Here is a 23,443-nt window from a genome sequence, read left to right as displayed (position 1 = left end):
GACTCACGCCCATTCGCACAACCTAGAGCCTGTCGGCGTCCGAGGGAAACTCCCTGCTTCACCATACTGGGCCCCTTGTGTCGCAAGGAAGGCCCGGCCACTGTGCCTTCGAACGCGGCGCAGACCGCGTAAGGGGAGGTGAGATGCGGCCTGATGATGGGGCGCGGCCCAAGGAGCCGGTGCGCGCGAGCTTCATCGCCGCCTATACCCTGGCCCAGATCGGGGCCTTCGTTTCGTTTCAGCCGCTGCTGCAGGTCCTGCTGCCCTTGAAGGCGGCGGCCATCGACCCTGCCTCCAAGGCCGTGGTCCTGAGCCAGGTCGCCTTCTGGGGCGCGCTCGTCGCCAGCATCGCCAATCTGCTGGCCGGGGCGATCAGCGACCGAACCACCTCGCGCTTCGGCCGCCGGCGTCCCTGGATGGTGGTCGGCGCCATCGGCGCGTCTCTGGCCTATCTCGCCATCATGCACGCCAAGACTCCGCTGGCGCTGATCGGCGGGGTGATCCTTTTCCAACTGACCTTCAATCTCTGCTTCTCGGCGCTGGTGGCGGTGATGCCCGACCGGGTGCCCGATAATCAGAAGGGCATGGTCGCCGCCTTCCAGAGCCTGGGAAACCCCATCGGCACGGCCGCCGGGGCGGTGCTGATCGGCGGGTTCCTGGTGGTCGAGTGGCAGCGCTATGCGACCATCTCGGCGGCGCTGCTGCTGGGCCTGGCGCCGTTCGTCATCAAGCTGCGCGATCCGCCGCTGTCCAAGGCGGACGTGCCGCCGTTCAAGCTGCGGGAGTTCATCGCGGGGCTCTGGGTCAGTCCTCGCAAGCATCCGGACTTCGCCTTCGCCTGGGCCGGCCGGTTCATGGTGCTGGTCGCCCTGAGCCTGGTGCAGTGCTACATGCTCTACTTCCTCCAGGACGTGATGGACTATCCTAAGCTGTTCCCCGGCCGCCGCGCCGAGGAGGGGCTGGCGATCCTGACGACGGTCTCGACCATCTCCAACGTCGCCCTGGCCATGCTGGGCGGTATGCTGTCAGACCGACTGCAGCGTCGGAAGCTGTTCGCCTTCGGAGCGGCGACGGTGATCGCCGCGTCCATGGTGGTGTTCTCGCTGTCGCCCAGCTGGCCGGTGCTGGTGGCGGCCTATGTCGTGTTCGGCTGTGGGGCCGGGTGCTTCTGCGCCGTCGATATCGCGCTGGTGACCCAGGTGCTGCCCTCGCAGCGCGACGCGGGCAAGGACCTGGGCGTGATCAACCTGGCCAATACCCTGCCTCAGGCCCTGGCCCCGGCGCTGGCGGTCTGGAGCCTGGGACCGAGCCACGAGAACTTCCATGTGTTCTTCCTGATGGCCGCGGGCCTGGCCTTGGCTGGCGGTCTGGCGATCCTGCCGATACGAGGGGTGCGCTAAGCCTCTCCGAGATTTGTCGTGCCTCAGTTCCACATCGTCACCGATCCCGACGATCCCGCCGTCGCCCCGTTCCGGGCGATCAAGGAGCGCGACCTGGTGGGGCGCGAGGGCCTGTTCATCGCCGAGGGCGAGACGGTGTTGCGGGCCTTCGTACGCGACGCGCCCGAGCGGGTGGTCTCGCTGCTGATCGATCCCAAACGCCGGGACAAGCTGGAGGAGGTCTTCGCCGGGCTGCCGAAGGATACGCCTGTTCACTTGGCCGAGCAGGCCGTGGTCGACGCGATCGCCGGCTTCCACCTGCATCGCGGCGTGCTGGCCGTGGGCCGGAAGCCCGAGCCGGTCGCCGCGCGGGACCTGCTGGCCAGCCTGCCGGCGCGCGCCGTCGTGCTCGTGCTATGCGGCATCGCCAATCACGACAACATCGGCGGCATCTATCGCAACGCCGCCGCGTTCGGGGCCGATGCGGTGGTCCTCGACGCCGACTGCTGTGATCCGCTGTACCGCAAGGCCATCCGGGTCTCGGTCGGCGCGGCGCTCTCGGTTCCCACGGCGCGGCTGGCGCGGGGCGAGGACATCGCTGAACTTCTGGCGGCGACCGGCTTCGAGGGCCTGGCTCTCAGCCCCTCGGCGACCGAAATCCTGGCGCATCTAAAGCCCGCGCCGCGCACGGCGGTGCTGCTGGGCGCCGAAGGGCCGGGCCTGACGCCGGAGGTGATGGCGCAAGCGCGGACGATCGGCATCCCGATGGCCGGCGGTTTCGACTCGTTGAATGTCGCCACGACCAGCGGGATCGTGCTGCACCATCTTCGGTTCTCTCCCGGTTAGGAAACCGGTTTCCAAATCGCCCGAACCGGCCTTAGGGTCCCGCGGAGAACAACCCGTTAGAAGGCTCGAACCCATGCTGAACCGTCGCGGCGCCCTGGCCGTCTTCGTCACCGGTGTCCTGGGTTCGCTGACCGCGCGCAAGGCCGAGGCCGCCGTGGACAAGGCGCCCAAAGCCCCCAAGTCGCTGCCGGATCCCACCGAGATCATCACCCTCTGGCCGGACGGCGCGCCGGGCGGGGAGGGCGTCACGGCTGAAGAGAAGATCGTCGATCGCACCACGCCAGACGGTCCGCGCGATCGGGCCCAGGTCCACACCCGCACGCCGACGCTGGTGGTCTTCCGTCCGAAGAAGCCGAACGGCGCGGCGGTGATGCTGATGCCGGGCGGTGGCTACGAGCGCGTGGTGGTCGACAAGGAAGGCTACGAGATGGGCCGGTGGCTGGCCGATCGCGGCTACACCTGCTTCGTCCTGTTCTACCGCATGCCCGGCGACGGCTGGGCGGCCGGTGGCGATGCGCCGCTACAGGACGCCCAGCGCGGCGTCCGCGTGATCCGCTCCAAGGCTAAGGCGATGGGATTCTCGCCGGACCGCGTGGCGATCATGGGCTTCTCGGCCGGTGGTCACCTGGGGGCCAACCTGACTGTCCGTTTCGACGCCCCGACCTATGCGCCGATCGACGCCGCCGACCAGCTCCCGGCCAAGCCGAATTTGTCCGCCCTCATCTATCCGGTCGTCAGCCTGGACCCGGCCTTCGCCCACGGCGGCTCGCGCAAGCAGTTGCTGAAAGAGGCCGACGGGCCGGAACGCGTCCTGGAGCTTTCGCCCGAGACGCAGGTGAGGGAAGGGCTCTCGCCGGTGTTCCTGCTGCACGCCGTCGACGACAAGACGGTGCCGGTCGCCAACACCCTGGCCATGTTCGCCGCCCTGAAGGCCAAGGCCGTGCCGACCGAGATGCATGTCTTCGAGGAAGGCGGCCACGGCTTTGGCCTGCGCTTCACGGTCGACAAGCCGGTGGCGGCCTGGCCGGGCCTGTTCGAAGCCTTCGCCAAGCGCCACGGGCTCTAGGTCAGCACGCGGCCTTTTCCTTGGCCTTCCAGGCGGCGATCTCGGCGTCGCGGAACTTGATCCACTCGCCGCGCAGAACCGCCGGGCGCTTGCCGTGGCGCTCTTCCAGGAACTCGGCGCCGACCACGCGGTCGGTGCGGAAGGTGCGGAAGGCCGTGCGCAGCTCGCACCAGGCGATGATCATGCGGATGGTCTCGCGGTAGCCGACGGTGACCGGCCAGATCACGCGCTCGCTGACCGCTCCCGCCTCGTCGCTGTAGTTCAGGCGGATCTTGCGGCCGGCGTGAATCCAGGCGCGGACCTGGGCGACGTCGATGCGGTCGGTCTGCGGCCTCCAGGCCGGCGCGGCGCCGGTCGCGGGTTCCAGCACATACGGGCGCAGGCGATCCGGCACGGCCGAGGCGATCTTGCTGATCAGGTCGCTCGCGGCCTTGGCCAGGACCGGATCGCCCCGTCCGGCCACCCACTGCGCGCCCAGAACCGCCGCCTCGATCTCGTCAGGGGTCAGCATCAGGGGCGGCATGTCGAAGCCGGCCTCCAGCACATAGCCCACCCCGGCCTCGCCGCGGATAGGCGCCCGCTGGCCGACCAGGGCGGCGATGTCGCGATAGACGCTGCGTTTCGAGGTCTCGAGCTCGGCGGCGATGGCGTCGGCGGTCACCGGCGCGCGGCTGCGGCGCAGGATCTGGATGATCTGGAAAAGGCGTTCGGCGCGTCTCATGGGCTTCACTATCCAGGATCGATGCTGACAGCATGCTGGCAGTAGCCTGGCGGTAGCAAGTCGTCACCACGACATTCGGGATGGAGAGGGATGATGATCACGCTATTCGCCGCCGGGGCCGGGTTCGGGCTACCCGAGATCAGCCCCTATGTGACCAAGACCGAAGTCCAGCTCATGATGGCCGGCCTGCGGTTCAGGAAGACCAAGGGCAGCCGCGAGACCGCGCCCAAGGGGCAGTTGCCGTGGATCGAGGACGCCGCCCAGGCGATCGGCGACTCCACCTTCATCCGCGCTCACATCGAGCAGAAGTACAATGTCGACCTCGATATCGGCCTGACCGGCAAGGAGCGGGCCCAGGCCTGGGCGATCGAGCGCATGATCGAGAACCAGCTGGGCTGGGTGTCGAGCTACTTCCGGTTCCTGGATTCGGCCAACTTCGCCAAGGGGCCGGGGCGCTGGTTCGACCAGGCGCCCGAGCATCTTCGCGACGAGCTGCGCAACGGCCTGCTTGACGCGGTGGCGACCAATGTCCGGGCTGTCGGGGTCGGTCGGCACCTGCGCGAGGAGGTGGCCTGGCTGGGCAGCCTGTCGCTGCGGTCGCTGGACGAACTGCTGGAGGACAAGGCCTACCTGATGCGCGACAGCCATCCGGTCGGCGTCGACGCCACGGCCTTCGCCATGCTGGCCGCGATCATGACGCCCTTCTTCGACTCGGCGCTCCGCCGCGAAGCGGAGAGCTATCCGCGGCTGGTCGACTATGTCGGCCGGATGATGGCCCAGTTCTATCCGGCCCATCCCTGGGGGCTTCGCCAAGCGGCCTAGGGTGGCGATAGCGCTGTCAAATTGGTCGTACAAGTGGTCGCGATTTGAGTGGATTGGTCAGGCCATTTTTCGTTGCATGGCTGGCCAATTTCGTTAGTGTGCTTGAGCGCGACGGAATGGAGCTTGTGCTCCGTTAAATCGTTTGCTCGTCGACCACAGGCGCTGCGTACCTTGCGCCAACCTCCTCCCGGGGCGGACGACGATGGCGGCCGGAGTCCTTACCCTCCGGCCGCACCGCACCTTGGTAAGGCCACTTGTTCGCGGCGCCTTGTGACGGGGCGGGACGCGCGCTAGTCCTTGGGACGCGCCGATCCTCGCGCCTGTCTGTGGCCCCGTAAGATGTCGACCCTCTCGCAGGACACCCCGTCCACGGACTCCACCCGGCTCTATCAGCAGGTGGCGGCGTCCATCAGCGGCACGATCGCCGACGGGACGTATCAGCCGGGTCAGCGCCTGCCGTCGGAGCGGGATCTAGCCGACGAATTCGGCGTCAGCCGTCCGACCGTGCGGCGCGCCGTCATCGCTCTGGAAATGCGCGGTCTGCTGGAAGCGCGCCAGGGTTCCGGCGTCTATGTGAAGCTCGATCAACCGCCGCCGCCGGCCAAGGACCTCGACATCGGGGCCTTCGAGCAGGCCGAGGCGCGCCGCCTGTTCGAGGGCGAGGCCGCGGCCCTGGCCGCGACCCTGATCACCGACGACGAGCTGGCCTATCTCGAGGCGCTGGTCGCCGAGATGAATAGCGAGGAGTCCACCAAGGAGCAGAGCGAGCTGGCCGACCGCCAGTTCCACATCTCCATCGCCCAGGCGACGCGCAACAACGCGGTGGTGCGCATTGTCGAAGGCACCTGGGACCTGCGCTATCGTTCGCGGCTGTGCATGCAGATGCTGGAAAAGGCCCGGCACGTTCGCAAGCGTCCGCTGAAGGACGAGCACCAGGAGATCATCGAGGCGTTGCGGACACGCGATCCCAAGGCCGCGCGGGGCGCCATGCAGGCTCACCTGGGCGGACTGATCGAGAACCTGCTGCTGACCGCCGAACTGGAAGCGATCGAACGCACCCGCGAGAGCTTGGCGGCCAAGCGCGAGGAAATCGCCCTCCGCGCGGCCAGCGCGGCGAAGTAGTCCCCCGTCTCCTCCCCAAAAAAGAGGCCGGATCCCCGAAGGGACCCGGCCAGCAGGAGGGGACCGAATGATGGGGAGGGCGAGGCCTAGAAGTTCACGTCCAGGCGGGCGCCGAAGTAGCGGAAGGCGTCGCGGCCCGGGAACCAGGTCCGTCCCAGCGCCGTCGGAATGGCCGGGTTGCTGTAGCCGGACGTGCCGTTACCCAGGCCCTGAGCGTAGCGCTTGTCGAACAGGTTGTTGGCGAAGACCGAGACCTTGTAGCGATCGCTAAGGGCGTTGATCCCCAGCTTCAGGTCGACGATCCCGTAGGCCTTCTGCACCTGGCGCGGGTCCTGGCTGAGGCCGAAATTGATGTCGTCCTGCCAGCGATAGGTCGCACCGACGAAGCCCTTGAACGGCATGCCCGGCAGCGCGATGTCATATTGGCCGCCGATATTGAACTTGAACTTGGGCACGTTGTTCAGGCGCTTGCCGTGCAGGTTCTGCACGCGGCCGTTGGTGCGCGGGGTCGTGTAGCACTCGCCCGGTGCGCCGACGAAGTTAGGGTCCGTGCTGGTGGTCGTGACCTGGCCGCTGAAACACGGACCATTGGGGAAGTCGATCACCGTGGCGTCGGTATAGGCGAAGGCGCCGTTGATGCGGAGGTTCGAGGTCAGGCGCGCCACGCCGTCCAGCTCGATCCCCTGCGTGCGCAGATGGCCGACACTGTTCAGGAAGGTCAGGAAGGTGCCGTCGGGCAGGAACGAGGTCACCGAGGTCTGGAAGCCGCGATAGTCGGCGCGGAAGGCGGTGGCGTTGAAATAGACGCGGCGGTCGAACAGGCTGCTCTTGAAGCCCAGCTCATAGTTCTTGGCCGTCTCGGGCGGCACCGGCATCTGGGCGGCGATCCGCGCGTCGAAGGTGCTGACCAGGTCGTAGGCCTGGCCCTTGTAGCCCGTCGAATAGGTCGCGAACGTCATGATGTCCGGCGTGACCTTGTACTGCACGCCGATCTTGCCGGTGAGGGCGTCGTCCTGGTCGGACTTGCCGAACAGCAGGTGGCTGGTCGCCGCGCCCGGGGTGGTGCTGGCGAAGACGGTCTTGTCGAACCTGTAGCTGATCTTCTGCCGGTTGATCCGCGCGCCGCCGGTGACGCTGAGCTTCTCGGTCAGGTCCAGGGTGCCGTTGGCGTAGGCCGAATAGTTCTCGTTGGTGCTTTGCGCCAGATAGCGGGCCAGCTGCAGCACCGGGCCGCGATCCAGGAACCGGTCGAGGTCGTTCTTGGCGTACCAAAGACCCGCCACATAGCGGAGCCGCGAACCGCCCGGGGAGGTCAGGCGGAACTCGTGGGTCCACGAGTCGGCGTGGAAGTAGCCGTTGATATGCGCGCCGCTGTTGATCCCCGACGGATTGGCGACCGGAAAGCCGAGCAGGAAGGGCTGGTCGGTGCCGTCGATGTCCTGGAAGTCCACCATCTTCCAGCGGTCGTGCGAGGTGATCGACGAGAAGGTATGGCCCTGCAGGAACGAGCCGTCGCCGAAGTCGTAGTCGAGGCGTGCCGTCGTGCCGAACACGTCCGAATTGCCGCCGCCGATCCGGTCGTCGGCGCGGATGAAGTGATTGTTCTTGTCGATCGTGACGCCGCGTAGCGTCAGGGTGGCCGGGAAGGCCGGTTCGCCCTGGTAGAGCAGGCCTGGCGTCAGTTCGCTGATCGGGCTGGTGCAGCAGGTCGAGACATTGTGGTTGTAGCGCGGGGCGACGCTGAGGGTCAGGTTCTCGGTCGGGGTCCAGACGAACTTGGCGGTGGCGGTGAAGCCCGAGCTGCCGTTGACGTTCTTGCCCGTGGTCAGGTTCTTGACGTTGCCGTCGTAGTCGCTCTTGGCGACCGTCAGGCGCACCAGAAGGTCGTCGTTGATCGGGCCCGAGACGGTGAAGCCGATCCGCTTCTCGGCGTCGTCCGTGGCCAGCAGCATGGCCTTACCGGAGAACGTCTTGGTTGGGGCGGCCGTGGCGATGTTGAGCACGCCGGCGATGGCGCTCTTGCCGAACAGGGTGCTCTGCGGTCCACGCAGGACTTCCACCCGTTCGACGTCGATCAGGTCCTTGAAGGCGGCGGCCTGGAAGCCGACCGGCACGTCGTCGATGACCACCGCGACGTCCGACTCGACGGCGATGCCGTTCGAGAAGGTGCCGATGCCGCGCATGTTGATGCTGAAATTGCCCGGCTGGCTGCCGTAGTTGATGACCAGGCCCGGCGACAGCTTCACCAGGTCGCCCAGCTCGCGGACGTTGTTGCGTTCCAGGACGTCGGCGGTGACGGCGGTCACCGAGACGGGCACGTCCTGCAGACGCTCGGCGCGCTTGGTCGAGGTGACGATGATTTCCTCGAGCTGAGCGCTGTCGCTGGAGGTCTGAGCCAGCACCGCACTCGGGGCGGCCGCCAGCACCGCCGCCGCCGAGGGGGCGAGCAGCCAGAATCGAATGTTGGTCATGGTCCTTACGTTTCCTGCGCTAGCGCCGGTTCGTTGCCGACGCCTAATTGGTATGCCCAACTGATGGCGCCTGGTCAGGCCACTTGTCAAGTAGCGCTGTTATCTTCGCTATAATGGTCTGGGTGATTGAAATCATTGTCCTATCGGACAAAGGGCTGGCGGGGTCGGGCCTGATGACAACGTAGGACATCCAATCCTTGCGCGTTCGGTCTTTACGGCCTTGCCTTCAGATTGGTAATGTCAGTTTAGAAACCACAAATGAAACGGGGGATGGATGCGCACCAGGGAGCGACCGCCGATGGCGGCGGCCGGTGATCGAGCGTTCCGATCCGGGGCCGTGACCCGCCGATGAGCGTCGAAATGGACTATCGCGAGAGCACCGACCGCGCCGGCATGAGCCGCATGACGGTGCGCGAGTTGCGCGACACCTTTGTCATCGACAGCCTGTTTCAAGCTGGCCGGCTGGGGCTCAGCTATCTCGAGATCGAGCGGGCTGTGGTCGGCTCGGCCATGCCGACGGAATCGGACCTGACCTTGCCGACGCACAAGGAACTGGCCTCGCGGTTCTTCTGCGAGCGCCGCGAGGTGGGGGTGATCAATATCGGAGGGGCGGGCTCGATCACCCTGGACGGGGAACGCTTCGACCTGGCCCGGCACGACAGCCTCTATGTCGGGCGCGGCGTCGAGCGGGTCAGCTTCGCCAGCGACGCCCCGGCCGATCCGGCCAGGTTCTATTTCGTCAGCTACCCGGCCCACGCCAGCCACCCCAGCAAGCGGGTGCGGCGGGAAGAGGCCCGCACGATCTTCGCCGGCGAGGCCCATACGGCCAACCGCCGGGTGATCCGCCAGAGCATCCGCCCCGGCATCGTCGAGACCTGCCAGCTGGTGATGGGCTTCACCGAGCTGGAAGAGGGCAACGTCTGGAACACCATGCCGCCGCACACCCATCGCCGGCGCAGCGAGATCTACATGTATTTCGACGCCGCGCCGGGCCGGGTCATGCACCTGATGGGCGATCCGTCGGAGCCGCGCGCGGTGTTCATGGACGACGGCGAGGCCGTGTTCTCGCCCAGCTGGTCGATCCACAGCGGCGTCGGCACCGCCAATTACAGTTTCGTCTGGTCCATGGGCGGCGAGAACCTCGAGTTCGACGACATGGACGTCCTGGCCGTCTCCGATCTCGGACCGGGCGCGTAAGAGAGAGCCTTCAATGACCCTCAAGATCCTTCTGAAGGCGGCCGTCGCCGCCGCCCTCCTGACCGGAACCGCCGCGCCCGCCATGGCCGCGCCGAAAGCCGCTGTGGTCGGCGTTCCCGCCTCGGCGGTCGACGCCGCCGGCCGCAAGGTCGCGGCCTGGCAGCTGGCCCACATGGACAATTTCGACTACGTGCCGGTCACCTCGTTCCGCAAGGACACCGAGGCGCGGCGCGACTGGATCCAGGCGGCGTTCTACATCGGCCTCTACAGCTTCGCCGACGCGACCCAGGATCCGTACCTGGCCACGGCCGTCCTCAAGCATGGCGAGGCCGAGGGCTGGGGCTTCGACCACCGCCCGCGCCATGCCGACTCCGACGCCACTGGCGCGGTCTGGGTCTGGGCCGCCGGCCGCACCAAGGACCAGAGCAAGCTCGGTCCGATCCGGGCGCGCTTCGACGCCGTGCTGGCCGACCCGTCCAAGGTCTCGCTGGACTTCACGCCCAAGCCGGCCAAGGGCGACCCCTATTGCCAGGTCCGCTGGTGCTGGAGCGACGCCATCTTCATGGCCCCGCCGGCCTGGACGACCCTAAGCAAAGTCAGCGGCGACAAGCGCTATCTGGCCCATTCCGATGCCGAGTTCTGGGCGACCACCGACTACCTGTTCGACAAGACCGACCACCTCTATTTCCGCGACAGCCGCTTCATCACCCGTCGCAGCGACGCCGGCGCCAAGATCTTCTGGGGACGTGGAAACGGCTGGGCCTTCGCGGGCATCGCACGGATCCTGCAGGACCTGCCGGCCAATCACCCCAGCCGTCCGAAGTACGAGAAGGTCTTCAAACAGATGGCCGCCAAGATCGCGACCTTGCAGGGTGCGGAGGGCTACTGGCCCGTCTCACTGCTGGAGCCGCAGAAGACGCCGGAAACCAGCGGCACCGGCTTCTTCATCTACGGCCTGGCCTGGGGCGTGAACCATGGCCTGCTGCCGCGCGCCAAGTATGGCCCGGTCATCGACAAGGGCTGGAAGGCCCTCGACGCGGCGATCGAGCCGGACGGTCGCCTCGGTTGGGTGCAGCGCGTGGGCGTGGCGCCGGACCAGGTGGGCCGTGACGACACCCAGCTATACGGCGTCGGCGCGTTCCTGCTGGCGGCCAGCGAGGTGCGTAACTTGGCCCAAGGTCAGACCACGCGCTAAGATGGATTCCCAGAATCCAAAGCGAGGCTCGATGCGCGGCGCGCCCGACCCCCAGAAGCTCTACCAGCAGGTCGCCCGCTCCATAGCGGCCTCGATCGCCGAGGGACGCTATGTCCCCGGTGACCGCCTGCCGTCCGAGCGGGGCCTGGCCGACTCGTTCGGCGTCAGCCGTCCGACGATCCGCGACGCGATGATCGCCCTGGAGTTCCAGGGCTTGGTCGAGGCTCGCCAAGGGTCCGGCGTCTATGTGATGGCGCGGGGCAAGCCCGAGGACGACGCCCTCGAGGCCGAGGTCAGCGCCCTGGAGCTGACCGAGGCCCGTCGCCTGTTCGAGGGCGAGGCCTGCGCCCTGGCCGCCGCCGCCGTCAGCGACGAGCAGGTGGCCGCCCTGGAACGCATGGCCCGCGACCTGGCCAACCTGGCCGGAACCGAGGACGGCGAGCGCTTGGAACACGACTTCCACCTGGCCGTGGCCCATGCCACGCGCAACGCCGCCATCGTCGCGGCGGTGGAAGAGATCTGGACGTTGCGCCGGCAGTTCGCCGACTGCGGCTACCAGCTGCGCCGCGTGCGGCTGGCTGATCCGCAGGGCTTCGCCGACGATCACCACCGGATCGTGGCAACCCTGCGCGACCGCGATCCCAAGGAGGCGCGGCGGGCGATCCACGAGCATCTGAACCGCACGGTGGAAGCCCTGCTGTCGATGGCCGAGCGCGATGCGCTGGAGCGAACCCGCCAGGAGATGGCCGATCGTCGCGACGAGCTGCTCCGCCGAACCGCCATCTAGCGTTGTCTTCGGCGGTTTCCATGCGGGAAGCGCGATAATTCGCCGCACAAATCAAGGCCTTGCCGTCGCGGCCCGGCGCGTGCTGACCTCTCCCTCTGGAATCAGGGGGAAGTAATGTCGGATAAGCTGGCGCCCGCGAGCGTTGAGACGGTGCTGAAGGCGATCTCTTCGGAGATGTCGATGGCCGCCGTGGCGTGCGGACATCTGGACGTGGCGCTGGGCAAGATCCTTGACGTCGTACCCGCCGAACACCGCCTGTCGGTGATGCAGGAGCTGCACACCGTCGATCTGCTGGCCCAGCACATCACCGCCCTGACCGACTTCACCGGCAACCTGTCGCAGCAGCACGGCCAGGGCGTTCTCGAGGTCAACGACTCGCTCAACGCCATTACCCTGGGCGACGTCGCCGCGCGTCTGCGCGCCTCGATCACCCCCGAGTAACGGCCGGGCTTCCGAGATTTAGCTAAACAGCGGCACCGGTCCGCGCCCGCCGCCATTCCAGGTCGACCAGTTCGGAAAGACGTAGGGCAGGTCCGAGGCGCTGACGCCGTACCACCGGGCGACGGCTCCGACATATTCCTCGGTGGCGATCCCGGGGATCCAGCGGCCGTCGTTGGACGAGTCGTCGGCGCCGCCGAACGCCAGGTCCGGATAACGGCCGTGGACCTTGCCGGCGGTGACCGCGCCGCCGATCACCAGGTGGTTCGAGCCCCACGCATGGTCGGTGCCGGCTTGGCTGTTGCCTTTGAACACCCGGCCGAAGTCCGACATCGTGAAGGCGGTGACATTGTCCTGCAGGCCCAGCGCCTTCATGGCGTTGTAGAAGCCCGCCAGCGCCATCGAGAGGTCGGCATAGCTGGCGTTGTGCGACGCCAGCTGGCCGACGTGGGTGTCGTAGCCGCCCTGGCTGACGAAGAAGGTCTGCTTGGCGTGGCCCAGGCTGCTCCGCGCCTCGATCATCCGCGCCACGCGCAAGAGCTGGCGGGCGATATCCGAGTTCAGGGTGGCGTTGTTGTTGGGATTCACGAAGTACTTGTCGACCGTCGACGTCGCCGCCGACACCACGGTGTTGGCCGCCACGGCCTGGGCGTAGGCCGAGGATATCCCCTTGCCGGTCAGTTCGGTGACCGCGCCATAGGACGCGCCGTCGGCGAAAACGCTCATGGCCGCCTGGCGCGCCTTCACGGCCGCATCGGTGCTGGCGGCGTTGTAGCCGTTGCGGACGATGGCGCCGGTCGAGGGCAGGATCAGTGGCGAGGAGCTGTCACCGATCAGGCACAGTTGCGAACCGGCGATCGAGATCAGCGACGGCAGGCCGGTCGTGACGCCCGTCCGGTCGTTCAGCCGTCCCAGGAAGCCATCCTTGTTCTGGGCGCGCACGCGCATGCCCTGCCACTGGTTCTGCTGGTCCTCGTGGGACATCAGGCTCAGCGGTCGCAGGTCAGGGCGGCTGGTGTAGAGAGCCTTGGTCAGCGGCTCGACCAGGGTGCCGGTGTTCAGCACCACGTTCAGCGCGCCTTCGTCCCAGGCCGTCTTCAACGAGGCGAAGGAGGCGTGGAGGCCGAAGGGCGTGCCCGTCAGCGGCACGAGGCTGCTTTGGGCCAGGGCGATGCCCGAGCCACGCTGCTTGGCGTAGTCGGCGTAGCGGCTGTCGGTAGGCACGACCATGTTCCAGGCGTCGTTGCCGCCGAACAGGAAGACCCCGACCATGGCCCGATAGCTACCGGCGTCGGCGGCCAGGGCGCTGGAGACGCCAAGCTGGCCTAGGGCCGCGGCGGCCGAGCCGCCCGCGACCAGCTGCATGAGTTCACGTCGTGAAATGGCCATGGGACGCTTACCGATCGACTTGGAAGTGGGGGGAGGAGGCGACGATGTAGAGCGCCGTCTGGGCGCGCCTACGAGCCTGCAGGGCGGGGTCGGTGTTCTTGATGGCGGCCATGGCCGTGACCAGAGCCTGGCGCTGGGCCGGCGTCATCGTGCCGTTCAGCATCACCAGGTTGATCCGATCGATGGTCTTGGCGTCGTCGGTTCCGTTGACTTCCCAGCTGGCCCAGTTCGGCGTTGTGCCCGTGGACCACGAGATCACCGTCTGCGCCTTGAACTCGGTGCGCGTGGCGTCGCCGCCGACCGTCCAGTCGTAGAGGAAGTTGTGGCGGTTGATCACCGTGGAGATGGTGATCAGCTTGCTGACAGGGCTGACCAGACCGTCGCCCTGGGGCAGGGGGAATTCGTACGGATAGAAGTTGAAGACCGTCGGCGCGCGGAAGGGCGCCTGGCCCATGCCGGCGTCACGCGTGGTGAAGGCGTAGCCGTCCGAGGTGTAGCCGATGGCGCGGGCCAGGGACGTGGCCAGCAGCACGGGCTCCTTGAGCTTGCCGGGCAGCTGCGAAACCACACGAGCCTCGCTGTCGGTGTAGATCGCCCGGATCACGGCCTTCATGTCGCCGCGCACGCCCGCGCCGTTGTCGGCGAAGGCCGCCGCGACCCGCTCGACATAGGCCGGCGTCGGATTGGCCACGGTCAACTGCTGGATCAGGCGCTTGCAGATATAGGGGCCGGTGTTGGGGTGATTGAACATCGTGTTCACCACCGTGTCGACATTGGCCTGCTGGGCGGTATTAGCCGCGATCGTCCTGCCCAGGAAGGTCTTCGCGCCGGTGTCGAAACGGGTGGCGATGACCACCATCGGCTTGGACCAGTCGCGCTTGTTGTTGTCGGTCAGCGCCGCATTGTCCAGGCGCGCATAGGTCCAGCCGGTCAGAGCCCGGGCGACTTCCTTGACGTCGTTGTTGCTGTAGCTCGCGATCGCCGCGCCGGTATTGTCGATCTGGGGCGTGCCATCGGGATTGAGCATCACCGTGCCGATCGAGAACAGCTGCATCAACTCGCGGGCATAGTTCTCGTTCGGCTGGGTCTTGTTGCTGTCTGCCATGTCCAGGTAGTCGCCCATGTACGGGTTCAGGGTGACCGCCGCGAGGATGTCCCGGTAATTGCCGAAGGCGTTGGACATCAGGATTTCGTTGAACGCCGCCAGGCCCGAGGTGTTGTGCACGTCGACCTCGGACGCGACGACAATCTGCGAGAGGGCGAAGGCCACGCGCTGACGAAGCTGATCCTGGCCGCCGATGGCGTTGGAATAGAACCGCATCTGCATCGGCGTGGCCGTGAAGTTGTCGCGGTTGCAGTTGGTCGAGTCCTGGCCCGTCAGGCCGGTGCAATAGTTGCCCGGCACGGCCTTGAAGGCCAGGTCGGCATAGGAGCTGCTCGCTGACGCGAACTGGCTGTCCAGCCAGGCGTCGACGGTTTTCATCGCGACCATGCTGTTGATCAGCTCAGGCGTCGGGCCGAACGAGGCCTGCTTGGCCAGACGCGCGGCTTCCTCGGCGGTCATGCCGGTCTGTTCGACCGGAATGCCGAAGAAGCCGCCACCGCTGCTCGAGCCGCCGCTCGAACCGCTGGAGCCGTCGCCGCCGCTGCAGGCGGAGAGCAGGATCGTGAGACTCAGCGCCGCCGAGCCTAGGGGGTGAATACGCATGACAACATCCTTGACGCTCGGCGGGAACCGCGCGCCTGAAGCTGGAAACCAGAAGACGAAAAAGGGGCGGGGTTAGCGGTCCTGGAAGGCCACCTCCCGAACTGTGCGGACGCCGTTCTGGCGATGAAGCTGGACGAAGATGTCGACCACCCGCTGGACATGCTCGACCACGTCGGCGCGTCGCAGATTGGCGCCGGCCTGCAGGGCCATCAGGGCCAGCTGGTCGACGGCGGCGGCCGGATCATCGGCGTGGATGGTGGTCATGGAGCCGGGGTGGCCACTGGACACCGCGCGCAGGAAGCTGAACGCCTCCGCCCCGCGCAGCTCGCCCAGAATGATGCGGTCGGGCCGCAGGCGCAGCGAGGCCTGCAGCAGGTCTTCGGTCGTGACGCGCGCCTCGCCCTGATCGCCGCGCGCGGCCACCAGGCCGACGGCGTTGGGGTGGGACAGTCGGATTTCCGGCGTGTCCTCGATCAGCACCAGGCGCTGGTCGAGCGGGACCTCCTTGAGGAGGGCGTTGAGGAAGGTGGTCTTGCCGGTCGAGGTGCCGCCGCTGATCACGATGTTCTTGCCGGCGCGCACGGCGGCGGCCAGGAAACCACCGACGTCGCCGGCGTCCAGCAGGGCGCGCAGGGCCAGGTCGGGGCCGGCGACGGGCTTCAGGGTTTCGGCGAAGGCGCCGGCCTGGGCGTAGTCGGAGAGCGAGAGATCGCTGACCACGTGCTTGCGGATCGCCAGGGCCAGCCCATCGCGCGTCGCCGGCGGAGCCACGACCTGCACGCGGGCGCCGTCGGGCAGCACGGCCGAGAGCAGGGGATGTTCGCGGCTGACGCCTTGGCTGGAGAGGCTGGCCACCTGACGCGCCAGGCGCCAGAGGTTGGTCTCGTCGAGGGCGGGAACCTCGATGCGCTCGGCGACGCCGCCCAGGCGTTCGACCCAAAGCTCGCCAGGACGGTTCACGTAGAGGTCCGTAACCGACGGATCCGCCAGCCACGGGGCCAGCGGGGCCAGGTAGGCCTCGAGATAGACGCCCATTCTTGAAGAGGGGAGCTTCGAAACGGGAGCGGTCAATTGCGCACTCCCGAGAAGTCGAGGTCGCGGGCGACGAAGATCGTCACCGGCGCGCCCTGGGTGGTCTTGATGGTCGGGGCGATGTTCTGGTCGGTCTGGGCGACCGTGCCGGCCAGGTTGGCGGCCTCGACCGCCGAGCCGATATAGATCTGCGAGCTTGAGCGGGTATTGCCGACGGCGGCGACACCGGCGTTCAGCACCGACATCAGGATCGATCCGCCGAAGCGGCTGAAGAAGTGGCGGTCGACCTTGCCCTCCAGGCCGCCACGACCCAGCGGGTCGGCGGCGGGAGACGCGATCTGGATGGAGACGCCGTCGGGACGGATCACCCGGGTCCAGATCACGAAGACGCGCGAGGCGCCCATGGCGACGCCGGACTTGTACTGGCCGATCACCCGGCTGCCGCGCGGGATTAGCACGGTCGAACCGTCGAAACTCTTGATGTCGCGCGTGACCATGGCGCGGGCCAGGCCCGGCAGGTCCGAATTGATCGCCGTCTCCATCACCGCCGGCACCACCGCGCCTTGCGGGATGAGCGCGTCGAGGTGGCGCATGGCCGTGGCCTTGGCGGGCTCGGCGTCGCCGGCGCCGATGCGGTCGGCGAAGCGCTCGTCGGGGTTCAGGCCGGCGGCGGTCGCCTGGGCGGCCTTGGCCATCGGCGAGGCCGGTTCGACCTGGGCGCTGGTCCGGATCAGGGCCGGGGCGCCGCCAAAGTCGACCACCAGGGTCGGGGCGCGGCGGCGCTGGTCGGGATCGACGGCGGGCGCGGCCGGGGCCGGCGCGGCCATGGCCGCCATCTGGGCCGGGGTCGGCGGCGGCAGGCTGTTGTTCTCGGTGAACTGCGGACCCGGGATGACGGTCGGGACCGGCGCCGGGGCCAAGGCGGACGCGGCGGCCGTCTGGGGCGCCGTGGCGACGGGCGCGGGCGCTTGCGGCGCGGTCCGGTTGCCGGCCATCCACAGGAAGACGGCCACGCCCAGAACGCCGAAGCCGGCGAGGATCGCCCAGGTCGGCAGGCCCTCATGCGCGCGGGCGATCATCGGGCGCACCTGGGCGTCGGCGGCGGCGAGGTCTTCGGCCACTTGCTGGGTCTGGCGCGGGTCGAGGCGGGGATCGCTCATTGGGCGGCCTCCCCACCGGTCGAGAAGGCGGCGTTGGTGATGGTCAGGCTGGACTTGCCCGAGCGCAGCACGAAGCGCGGGGCCAACTGGTCAACGACCAGATAGCCGTCGCGGACCGCCGCATTGGCCAAGCCCTCGACGCCATCGGCGCCGACCACGAACACGGCCGGCAGATCGGCCTGCTGCGGCCAGGCGAAATAGGTCGCCACCCCGTCGTCGAAGATACGGGTCGGCTGGATATTGGCGTCGCCCTTGATGCTGTAGGCGCTGTTGCGGGCTACCGGCGGAGCGGGAGGCGGCGGTGGCGGCGGCGGGGCGGCCGTCACCTGAACGGGGGCCGGAACCAGGAAGCGGACGACATAGGCCAGGTCCTTCGCCGAAGCCTTGGGCGGCGCGACGACCAGTTCGAGGATGTAGCGGCGCCGGTCGGTCACCACGGTCATGTTGGTGGCGGCCGTGCGATCCAGCGGCTTCAGGAACAGCAGGTTGGCCTTCTTGTTCGGCGTTACCTGCCAGCCGAGGGAGTCGCCAATCGAGACATTCTCGATGCGCTCGTCGGCGGCGAACTCCAGCATGGTCTGGATGCCGAAATAGCCGGTCAGACGCACGACCTGGTCGGGATCATAGGCCACGGTGCGGATGCGTGGATCGGTGGCGCCCGGGCGCGGGGTCTGGGTCGCCCAAGCCGCTCCACCGAGCATCGAGCCGGTCACGGCGGCGCTCAGGGCCAGGGCGGCCAGCAGCGCGCGAGGGGAGGGGTACGCGAAGGTCACTGGTCTCTCCGGGCGCCCGAGGCGGCGCGGCGGGGGGCGGGCGTGCGGCGATAGCTGTGGCCGAGCGGAGTGCTCGCCGCGGCCTGGCTGGATTGAGCCGCGGCGCCACGGTCCGAAATGACCGTGAGATTGCGCGAGCCGATGGGGTCGGACGCCGGCGGGTTGGCGTCGCGTCGATCAAGCGCGACGGCGGCGGCCGCGATCGTGGCGGCGCGGCTCATCGGCTCGATCTGCGAGCTCGCATAGCGGGGCGCTTCGCCGGAAGCCGCTTGGTTCGACCAGGCCGCGCCGGCCAGGCCGCGCGGGAGGCGCAGGCCGCCGGCGATGACGCCCAGGGCGACTACCGCCAGGACCACGACCAGGGCGAAGACCAGGCTGAGCACCAGCACGGTGACGGCGGGATTGATGTCGAAGGCCGCGAACTGCTGGGCCGCTCGGGTCTCGGCCAGGGCGCGCAGGGCCGGCGTCATCATGGCCAGCTCCAGCGACAGGGCCAGGGTGATCATCAGAGGGGTCAGGGCCAGGGCGATCATCGCCTTCAGCCAGCCCTCGACCAGGCCGCGCGTCGCCTCGAACAGCGTCAGGCCGGCGATCAGCGGCGCCAGGGCCAGCAGGATCGCCAGGACCACCTTGCTGGCCAGCAGCACGCCCAGGGTCGACAGCACCAGGGTCATGGCGCCGGTATTGGCCGCGAAGGCGCCGAAGCCGGGCCCGCTCTGCATCGCGGCCGCGCCCGGTCCGGCCCGGCTGGCCATAAGGGTCGCGGCTTGCTGGAGCACGTCGAACGCGTCCTGCAGCACGGCGAACGGGTTGGCGGGCTGGCCCTGCAGGCCGCCCAGCAGCAGACCGCCGACCTCGGCCGGGGCCTTGGTCAGGAGGTCATAGACCAGGGTCTGGAACAGGGCCCAGTTGGTGGCCAAGGCCAGGACGACGCCGATCTTGATCACCGACAGAGTGACGTCGCCGACCCGAAGACCGCCGCGCCCCAGCAGCAGGCGGTAGCCGATGAACACGACATACAGCGTCAGGAAACCCGTCAGCAGCAGTCCGACCGGAGACCCCGGCGCGGCCAACACGCCATAGCCCGTCTCGGCCAGGTCATGCACCCGGCAGTCGACCGAGCCGATCAGGCCCTCGACCATCGGGGCGTCGACGGGAAGTTGCGCGCAAGCCGCCATCGTCACGCGGCCTCCAGCAAGCGGGCCATCCAGGCCCGCGGATCGTCGCCCAGCTCTTCGCGCAGGGCGTCCAGCTTGCGGACGGTGGTCTCGCGGCCCGACAGCACGAGCAGCAGCTCGGGCGAGCCGGCCAGGTTCAGGCGGGCCACGACGCTGTCGGTCCCGTGCTTGATCAGGAAGCAGCGGGCCGTGTCGGGCAGGCTCTTGACCAGCTCGAACTCGTGCTGCGTCAGGCCGAAGCCCTCGCAATAGTCCTTCGCCTGGGCCTTGGGATTGGCCATGAAGATCTGGGTCGCGGCCTGCTCGATGATCGCGCTGGCGATACGGCTCTCCAGGGCGTCCTGGGCGCTCTGGGTCGCGAAGCCGACCACGCCGTTGCGCTTGCGCAGGGTCTTTTCCCAGTCGCGGATGCGGGCGACGAAGACGTCGTCGTCCAGGGCCTTCCAGCCCTCGTCGATGACGATCAGGGTCGGGTGGCCGTCCAGGCGCTGTTCCACGCGGTGGAACAGGTACATCATGGCCGGGGTCCGCAGCGTGGGATCGTCCAGCAGCTGGGTCATGTCGAAGCCCAGGGTGGGCTCGTCCAGGTCCAGGCCGTCGGCCTCGTTGTCGAACAGCCAGGCGTGCTCGCCGGTCCCGTGCCAGGGCGCCAGGCGCGCGGCCAGGTCGGCGGCGTTCGGGCGGCGCGAGCCTCGGAACAGCTCGGCGAAGAACCGCAGGCGGCGCAGGGCGGGGGTCTGGTCGAAGCTGGCGTCGACCGCGTCCTTGATCCGCGCGGCGTCGTCGGCCGACAGGGTCTCGCCGGGAACGGCGACCAGCCGGGCGACCCAGTCGGTCAGGAAACGGCGGTTGGCCGCCGTGTCGGCCATGGCCAGGGGGTTGAAGCCGGTCGGCTGACCCGGACGCAGGGTTTCGTAGCGGCCGCCGATGGCGCGCAGGAAGATCTCGGCGCCGCGATCCTTGTCGAAGAAGACGATGCGCGGCGCGTACTTGCGGGCCTGGGCCAGCAGGAAGTTCAGCACCACCGTCTTGCCCGAGCCCGACGGGCCGATGACCGTGAAGTTGCCCAGGTCGCCCTTGTGGAAGTTGAAGTGGTACGGACCGGCCGAGGTGGTCTCCAGCAAGGTCACGGCCGGACCCCAGTGGTTGTTGTCGGCCTGGCCCACCGGGAAGTTGTGGCCGCTGGCGAAGCCGGCGAAATTGGCCGTCGAGATCAGCGCCTTGCGAGCGATGTCCTTGAAGTTGCCCGGGAACTGGGCCCAGAAGGCGGGCTCCAGATTGATGTCCTCGCGCACCGCGATGGCGCCCATCTCGGTAAAGGCCGACAGCACCTCGGCGGTCGAGCGGTCGAGGCCCTCCAGGGTCTCGTGGCGCACCAGGACGGTCAGGTGATGTTCGCCGAACGCGGCGCGGCCCGAGACGACATCGTCCTTGGCGCGGGTCAGGTCGGCGCGCAGGGAGAGGCCGTCATCATCGGCGGCCTTCATGCGGCGCAAGGCCAGGTTCATCCGTTCCAGCGTCGGCTGGCGGTCGACGAAGCCGAAGCTCTGGGTGACGACCATCTCGCACGGCAGGCGCAGCAGGTCGTCCAGCATCCCCGGGGTGGTCTGGGCCGGATAGTCCTTGACCGAAACGACCGAACCGAAGCTCCGCGCCAGGGCGCCGGCGCGCGACAGTTCCAGCGTCTCCAGGCCGAAGCTGGCGCGACGATAGGGCAGGTACTCGCCGGCGTCGCCTTGCGGGACCAGAACCGGGCGCATCTCGCCATTGTAGAGGCAGGAGAGGAATTCCAGCGGCTCGGAGCAGCGGCCTGCCGCGCCATCGTAGACGCCCAGCACGCGGGCGCCGTAGGGGGCCAAGGCCGAGATCAGGCTGTCGCGGGCGCTGTCCAGCTCGCGCCGGTCGGCGGCTTGCAGGGCGGCGGCCTCGGCCTTGCCGGTGCCCTTGAGGGCGCGCAGGAAGCCGTCGATCAAGCCGCCATGACCCTGCAGCGGGCGGCGGACGATCGTCAGGAACAGGTCGTTGACGTACAGCTTGCGCGTCGCCAGGCGCTGGCTCCAGGTGGCGTCGAGATCGGCGCTGAAGGCGTCCGGGAACGCGCCCTGGGTGTTGGCGTCGACCTGGCGGCGGACCACGTGATGGTAGATGGCGAAACGCGAACTCGCCAGGCCCCGCAGCATCACGTCGCGCACGGCCTTGCGATAGTTCAGTTCCTCGCTGTCCGCCGTCTCGAACGGCAGGCCGGCCAGGTGGATCACCTGCATCAGCAGGCCATCGCGCGTCTCCAGCGTGACGTCGTCCAGGTGGCGGGCGTACGGCAGGCGTTTGCCGGCCGTCGCTTCCTTGCTGGCCTTGGGGCGGGGGGTCATGCGCTGTAGCTGTTGCATCGCCAGGCCCGGAAGTTGGGGACGCGAGGGCAGCGGCTGACCTTGGTCAGCCACAGGTCGAAGATGCGCGGTTCGCGCAGGCAGGCCGCGTAGCCGATCGCGTGGATCACCAGCGCGGCCGCGATGGCCCAGAACGACTTGGTGATCAGAAAGAGTTCGGCGGTCACCACCCCGTTGATCACGAAGTAGCTGTAGGTCACGCCCGCGAACATCTGCGGGCGCGTCAGGGCGCCGAACACCACGTCGCGATCCAGCGGCGCGGCCATGGCTCAGGCCGCTCCGGCGGCGGCGCGGATGCCGCCGACGATGGTGGCCGCGCCGAACAGGATGAAGCAGCCCAGGATCACCGTCGCGCCGTAGCGCCAGTTCATCCGGCCGGTCAGCATCATGAAGCCGACGGCGGCCACGGCCATGACGGCCACGGCGGTGGCGACATTGCCCATCAGCGTGCCCTGCAACCACTGCACGCCCGCCAGCAGGGCGCTGGAGCCTTGCGGATCGGTCTGGATGGCCTGGGCGTGAGCCTGCGACGCGGCGGCGGCGAGGGCGGTCGCCAGGGCCAGCGCTCTGGTGTTGAGGGTCTTGCGCATCAGCGGGAAGCTCCGAGAACAGGAACGGCGAGGACGGCGCCCGAGGCGGCCATCCGACCGAGGATAGAGGTCACATAGGCTTGGGTTTCGGCATAGGGCGGCACCCCGCCGTGCCTGCGGACAGCGGCCGGGCCGGCGTTGTAGGCGGCCAGGGCCAGGCTGACGTCGCCGCCGAACTCGGAAAGCATGCGGCGCAGGTAGAGCGCGCCGCCGCGAATGTTCTGGCCGACGTCGAACGGATCGACGCCAAGGTCGCGGGCCGTGCCGGGCATCAGCTGCATGACGCCGACCGCGCCCTTGGACGAGACCGCATTGGCGCGAAACCGGCTCTCACGCCAAGCGACCGCCTCGACCAGTTTCGGGTCCAGGGCATAGGTGTCGGCGGCGGTGGACAGCTGTTGGCGCACGGCCTCGACGTCGGGCGACGATGCGGCGATTGGCAGGGCGGGCGGCGCGATCGCCTGGACGCCGTCCTGGGTGAACACCGACGGGCCGTCGAAGCGCGTCACGGCGCCGTCGGCGCCGATCTCCAGCACTTGGGCCGCGACCGGATTGGCGAACAGGCAGCAAATGGACGCCGCCGCCAATAACGTCGCCTGGCGGGCGATATCGAACGTCAATGACGCCCCCTAATCCGTGGGTTCAGATAATGTGGTTAATTGTGCATCCGGACACGTCGAAGATGTAATGCGGCATGTCACCGCATTACGTTTTACTCGCAGTGTCAAAACTGCTGATAAATAACGATAATCTGTGCTTAAGCCTGTTTGGCGCCGTCTACTCGACTTGGCCAATTAACAATTGCGAAGCTGTTGTTTGTGCTCAAGCTTCGCGATTCGGCCTGTTGTCGAGCTTCCAGCGTCGAGCAAGCTCGGCCACGGGTTGATCTCCTGTCAGGAGAGGGTCACCCGGATCGACGATTCTAGGAAGTCTGAAGCCGTACGCCGCCCCCGACACTCGACTTGTCGCGCCGCGCTCGGCTTGGCGCGGCCGGCGTCGTGTTATCGTTATCATTCTCTTTGGCCTGCACAGCCTGGGTTGGGGTCGCCACGGCGCCAACGGTCACGGCGACTTTTGGCGCCGCAGGGCCCTCCGGATGCTCAAAACCTCAGGCTGTGGGCGCGCGCTCGCTCATCTTATTTGTCTTACAAATACCTTGCCATCGCCGATTGTTAACGATAT

The 23,443-nt window shown here is 68.0% G+C and carries 21 protein-coding genes; 9 read left to right on the top strand and 12 right to left on the bottom strand.

Annotation, left to right across the window (positions count from 1 at the left end):
- Positions 1-143 precede the first annotated feature (143 nt).
- The 3 genes from AC1RRV_RS14440 to AC1RRV_RS14430 all read left to right on the top strand — a co-directional run bounded on the left by AC1RRV_RS14440 (position 144) and on the right by AC1RRV_RS14430 (position 3,291).
- Positions 144-1,400, top strand: coding sequence for an MFS transporter (locus AC1RRV_RS14440; protein WP_492860346.1), 1,257 nt, complete (start codon positions 144-146; stop codon positions 1,398-1,400).
- 18 nt (positions 1,401-1,418) lie between these two features.
- Complete coding sequence (locus AC1RRV_RS14435; protein ID WP_492860345.1) at positions 1,419-2,225, top strand: TrmH family RNA methyltransferase; 807 nt, start codon at positions 1,419-1,421, stop codon at positions 2,223-2,225.
- A gap of 73 nt (positions 2,226-2,298) precedes the next feature.
- A complete protein-coding gene (locus AC1RRV_RS14430) occupies positions 2,299-3,291 on the top strand; it encodes an alpha/beta hydrolase (protein WP_492860344.1) in 993 nt (330 codons plus the stop codon).
- A 1-nt stretch (position 3,292) separates the two neighbouring features.
- Here AC1RRV_RS14430 and AC1RRV_RS14425 read toward each other — a convergent pair whose 3' ends face one another.
- The gene (locus AC1RRV_RS14425) at positions 3,293-4,012 is read right to left on the bottom strand and encodes a helix-turn-helix transcriptional regulator (protein WP_492860343.1); all 720 of its coding nucleotides are present in this window, start codon (positions 4,010-4,012) and stop codon (positions 3,293-3,295) included.
- 93 nt (positions 4,013-4,105) lie between these two features.
- On the opposite strand from AC1RRV_RS14425, the gene AC1RRV_RS14420 reads away from it, so the two are divergent.
- The gene (locus tag AC1RRV_RS14420) at positions 4,106-4,834 is read left to right on the top strand and encodes a glutathione S-transferase family protein (protein WP_492860342.1); all 729 of its coding nucleotides are present in this window, start codon (positions 4,106-4,108) and stop codon (positions 4,832-4,834) included.
- Positions 4,835-5,173: 339 nt separating this feature from the next.
- A complete protein-coding gene (locus AC1RRV_RS14415) occupies positions 5,174-5,956 on the top strand; it encodes a FadR/GntR family transcriptional regulator (protein ID WP_492860341.1) in 783 nt (260 codons plus the stop codon).
- Positions 5,957-6,042: 86 nt separating this feature from the next.
- Here the strand turns inward: AC1RRV_RS14415 and AC1RRV_RS14410 are convergent, their stop codons facing one another.
- Positions 6,043-8,427: a TonB-dependent receptor gene (locus tag AC1RRV_RS14410; protein WP_492860340.1), complete on the bottom strand. Its 2,385-nt coding sequence runs from the start codon at positions 8,425-8,427 to the stop codon at positions 6,043-6,045.
- 348 nt (positions 8,428-8,775) lie between these two features.
- Here AC1RRV_RS14410 and kduI point away from each other — a divergent pair, with 348 nt between their 5' ends.
- From kduI to AC1RRV_RS14390, 4 genes are all read left to right on the top strand, one after another.
- A complete protein-coding gene (gene kduI / locus AC1RRV_RS14405) occupies positions 8,776-9,624 on the top strand; it encodes a 5-dehydro-4-deoxy-D-glucuronate isomerase (protein WP_492860339.1) in 849 nt (282 codons plus the stop codon).
- A 13-nt stretch (positions 9,625-9,637) separates the two neighbouring features.
- Positions 9,638-10,819, top strand: a complete 1,182-nt coding sequence (locus AC1RRV_RS14400; RefSeq protein ID WP_492860338.1) for a glycoside hydrolase family 88/105 protein — start codon at positions 9,638-9,640, stop codon at positions 10,817-10,819.
- A gap of 31 nt (positions 10,820-10,850) precedes the next feature.
- Positions 10,851-11,606, top strand: coding sequence for a FadR/GntR family transcriptional regulator (locus AC1RRV_RS14395; protein ID WP_492860337.1), 756 nt, complete (start codon positions 10,851-10,853; stop codon positions 11,604-11,606).
- Positions 11,607-11,720: 114 nt separating this feature from the next.
- A complete protein-coding gene (locus AC1RRV_RS14390; RefSeq protein WP_492860336.1) occupies positions 11,721-12,047 on the top strand; it encodes a DUF8776 family protein in 327 nt (108 codons plus the stop codon).
- Between the two features lie 18 nt (positions 12,048-12,065).
- On the opposite strand, the gene AC1RRV_RS14385 is transcribed toward AC1RRV_RS14390, so the two are convergent.
- The 10 genes from AC1RRV_RS14385 to AC1RRV_RS14340 form a co-directional block, all read right to left on the bottom strand.
- On the bottom strand, positions 12,066-13,433 hold the full coding sequence (locus tag AC1RRV_RS14385; RefSeq protein WP_492860335.1) for a DUF1501 domain-containing protein: 1,368 nt from the start codon (positions 13,431-13,433) through the stop codon (positions 12,066-12,068).
- Positions 13,434-13,440: 7 nt separating this feature from the next.
- Positions 13,441-15,141, bottom strand: a complete 1,701-nt coding sequence (locus AC1RRV_RS14380; RefSeq protein WP_492860334.1) for a DUF1800 domain-containing protein — start codon at positions 15,139-15,141, stop codon at positions 13,441-13,443.
- Positions 15,142-15,213: 72 nt separating this feature from the next.
- Positions 15,214-16,176 carry a P-type DNA transfer ATPase VirB11 gene (gene virB11, locus AC1RRV_RS14375; RefSeq protein ID WP_492860333.1) on the bottom strand — a complete coding sequence of 321 codons (963 nt, stop codon included), beginning with the start codon at positions 16,174-16,176 and terminating at the stop codon, positions 15,214-15,216.
- Positions 16,177-16,208: 32 nt separating this feature from the next.
- Positions 16,209-17,333 (bottom strand): type IV secretion system protein VirB10, encoded by a 1,125-nt coding sequence (virB10, locus tag AC1RRV_RS14370; RefSeq protein ID WP_492860332.1) that lies wholly within the window; start codon positions 17,331-17,333, stop codon positions 16,209-16,211.
- A complete protein-coding gene (locus tag AC1RRV_RS14365; RefSeq protein WP_492860331.1) occupies positions 17,330-18,106 on the bottom strand; it encodes a TrbG/VirB9 family P-type conjugative transfer protein in 777 nt (258 codons plus the stop codon). Before AC1RRV_RS14365 ends, virB10 begins: the two co-directional genes overlap by 4 nt.
- The gene (locus AC1RRV_RS14360) at positions 18,103-19,284 is read right to left on the bottom strand and encodes a TrbL/VirB6 family protein (protein WP_492860521.1); all 1,182 of its coding nucleotides are present in this window, start codon (positions 19,282-19,284) and stop codon (positions 18,103-18,105) included. Before AC1RRV_RS14360 ends, AC1RRV_RS14365 begins: the two co-directional genes overlap by 4 nt.
- Before the next feature lie 2 nt (positions 19,285-19,286).
- On the bottom strand, positions 19,287-21,653 hold the full coding sequence (locus AC1RRV_RS14355) for a VirB4 family type IV secretion/conjugal transfer ATPase (protein WP_492860330.1): 2,367 nt from the start codon (positions 21,651-21,653) through the stop codon (positions 19,287-19,289).
- Positions 21,650-21,937 carry a VirB3 family type IV secretion system protein gene (locus AC1RRV_RS14350; RefSeq protein ID WP_056045755.1) on the bottom strand — a complete coding sequence of 96 codons (288 nt, stop codon included), beginning with the start codon at positions 21,935-21,937 and terminating at the stop codon, positions 21,650-21,652. Before AC1RRV_RS14350 ends, AC1RRV_RS14355 begins: the two co-directional genes overlap by 4 nt.
- A 3-nt stretch (positions 21,938-21,940) precedes the next feature.
- Complete coding sequence (locus tag AC1RRV_RS14345; protein ID WP_492860329.1) at positions 21,941-22,261, bottom strand: TrbC/VirB2 family protein; 321 nt, start codon at positions 22,259-22,261, stop codon at positions 21,941-21,943.
- Positions 22,261-22,881 carry a lytic transglycosylase domain-containing protein gene (locus tag AC1RRV_RS14340; protein WP_492860328.1) on the bottom strand — a complete coding sequence of 207 codons (621 nt, stop codon included), beginning with the start codon at positions 22,879-22,881 and terminating at the stop codon, positions 22,261-22,263. The genes AC1RRV_RS14345 and AC1RRV_RS14340 overlap by 1 nt, the downstream gene beginning before the upstream one ends.
- Positions 22,882-23,443 lie beyond the last annotated feature (562 nt).

This window comes from Caulobacter sp. GW821-FHT11E10 (assembly GCF_058808375.1).
Note: the sequence above shows the minus strand (reverse complement) of the source record. Positions and strands in the feature narration are given on the sequence as shown.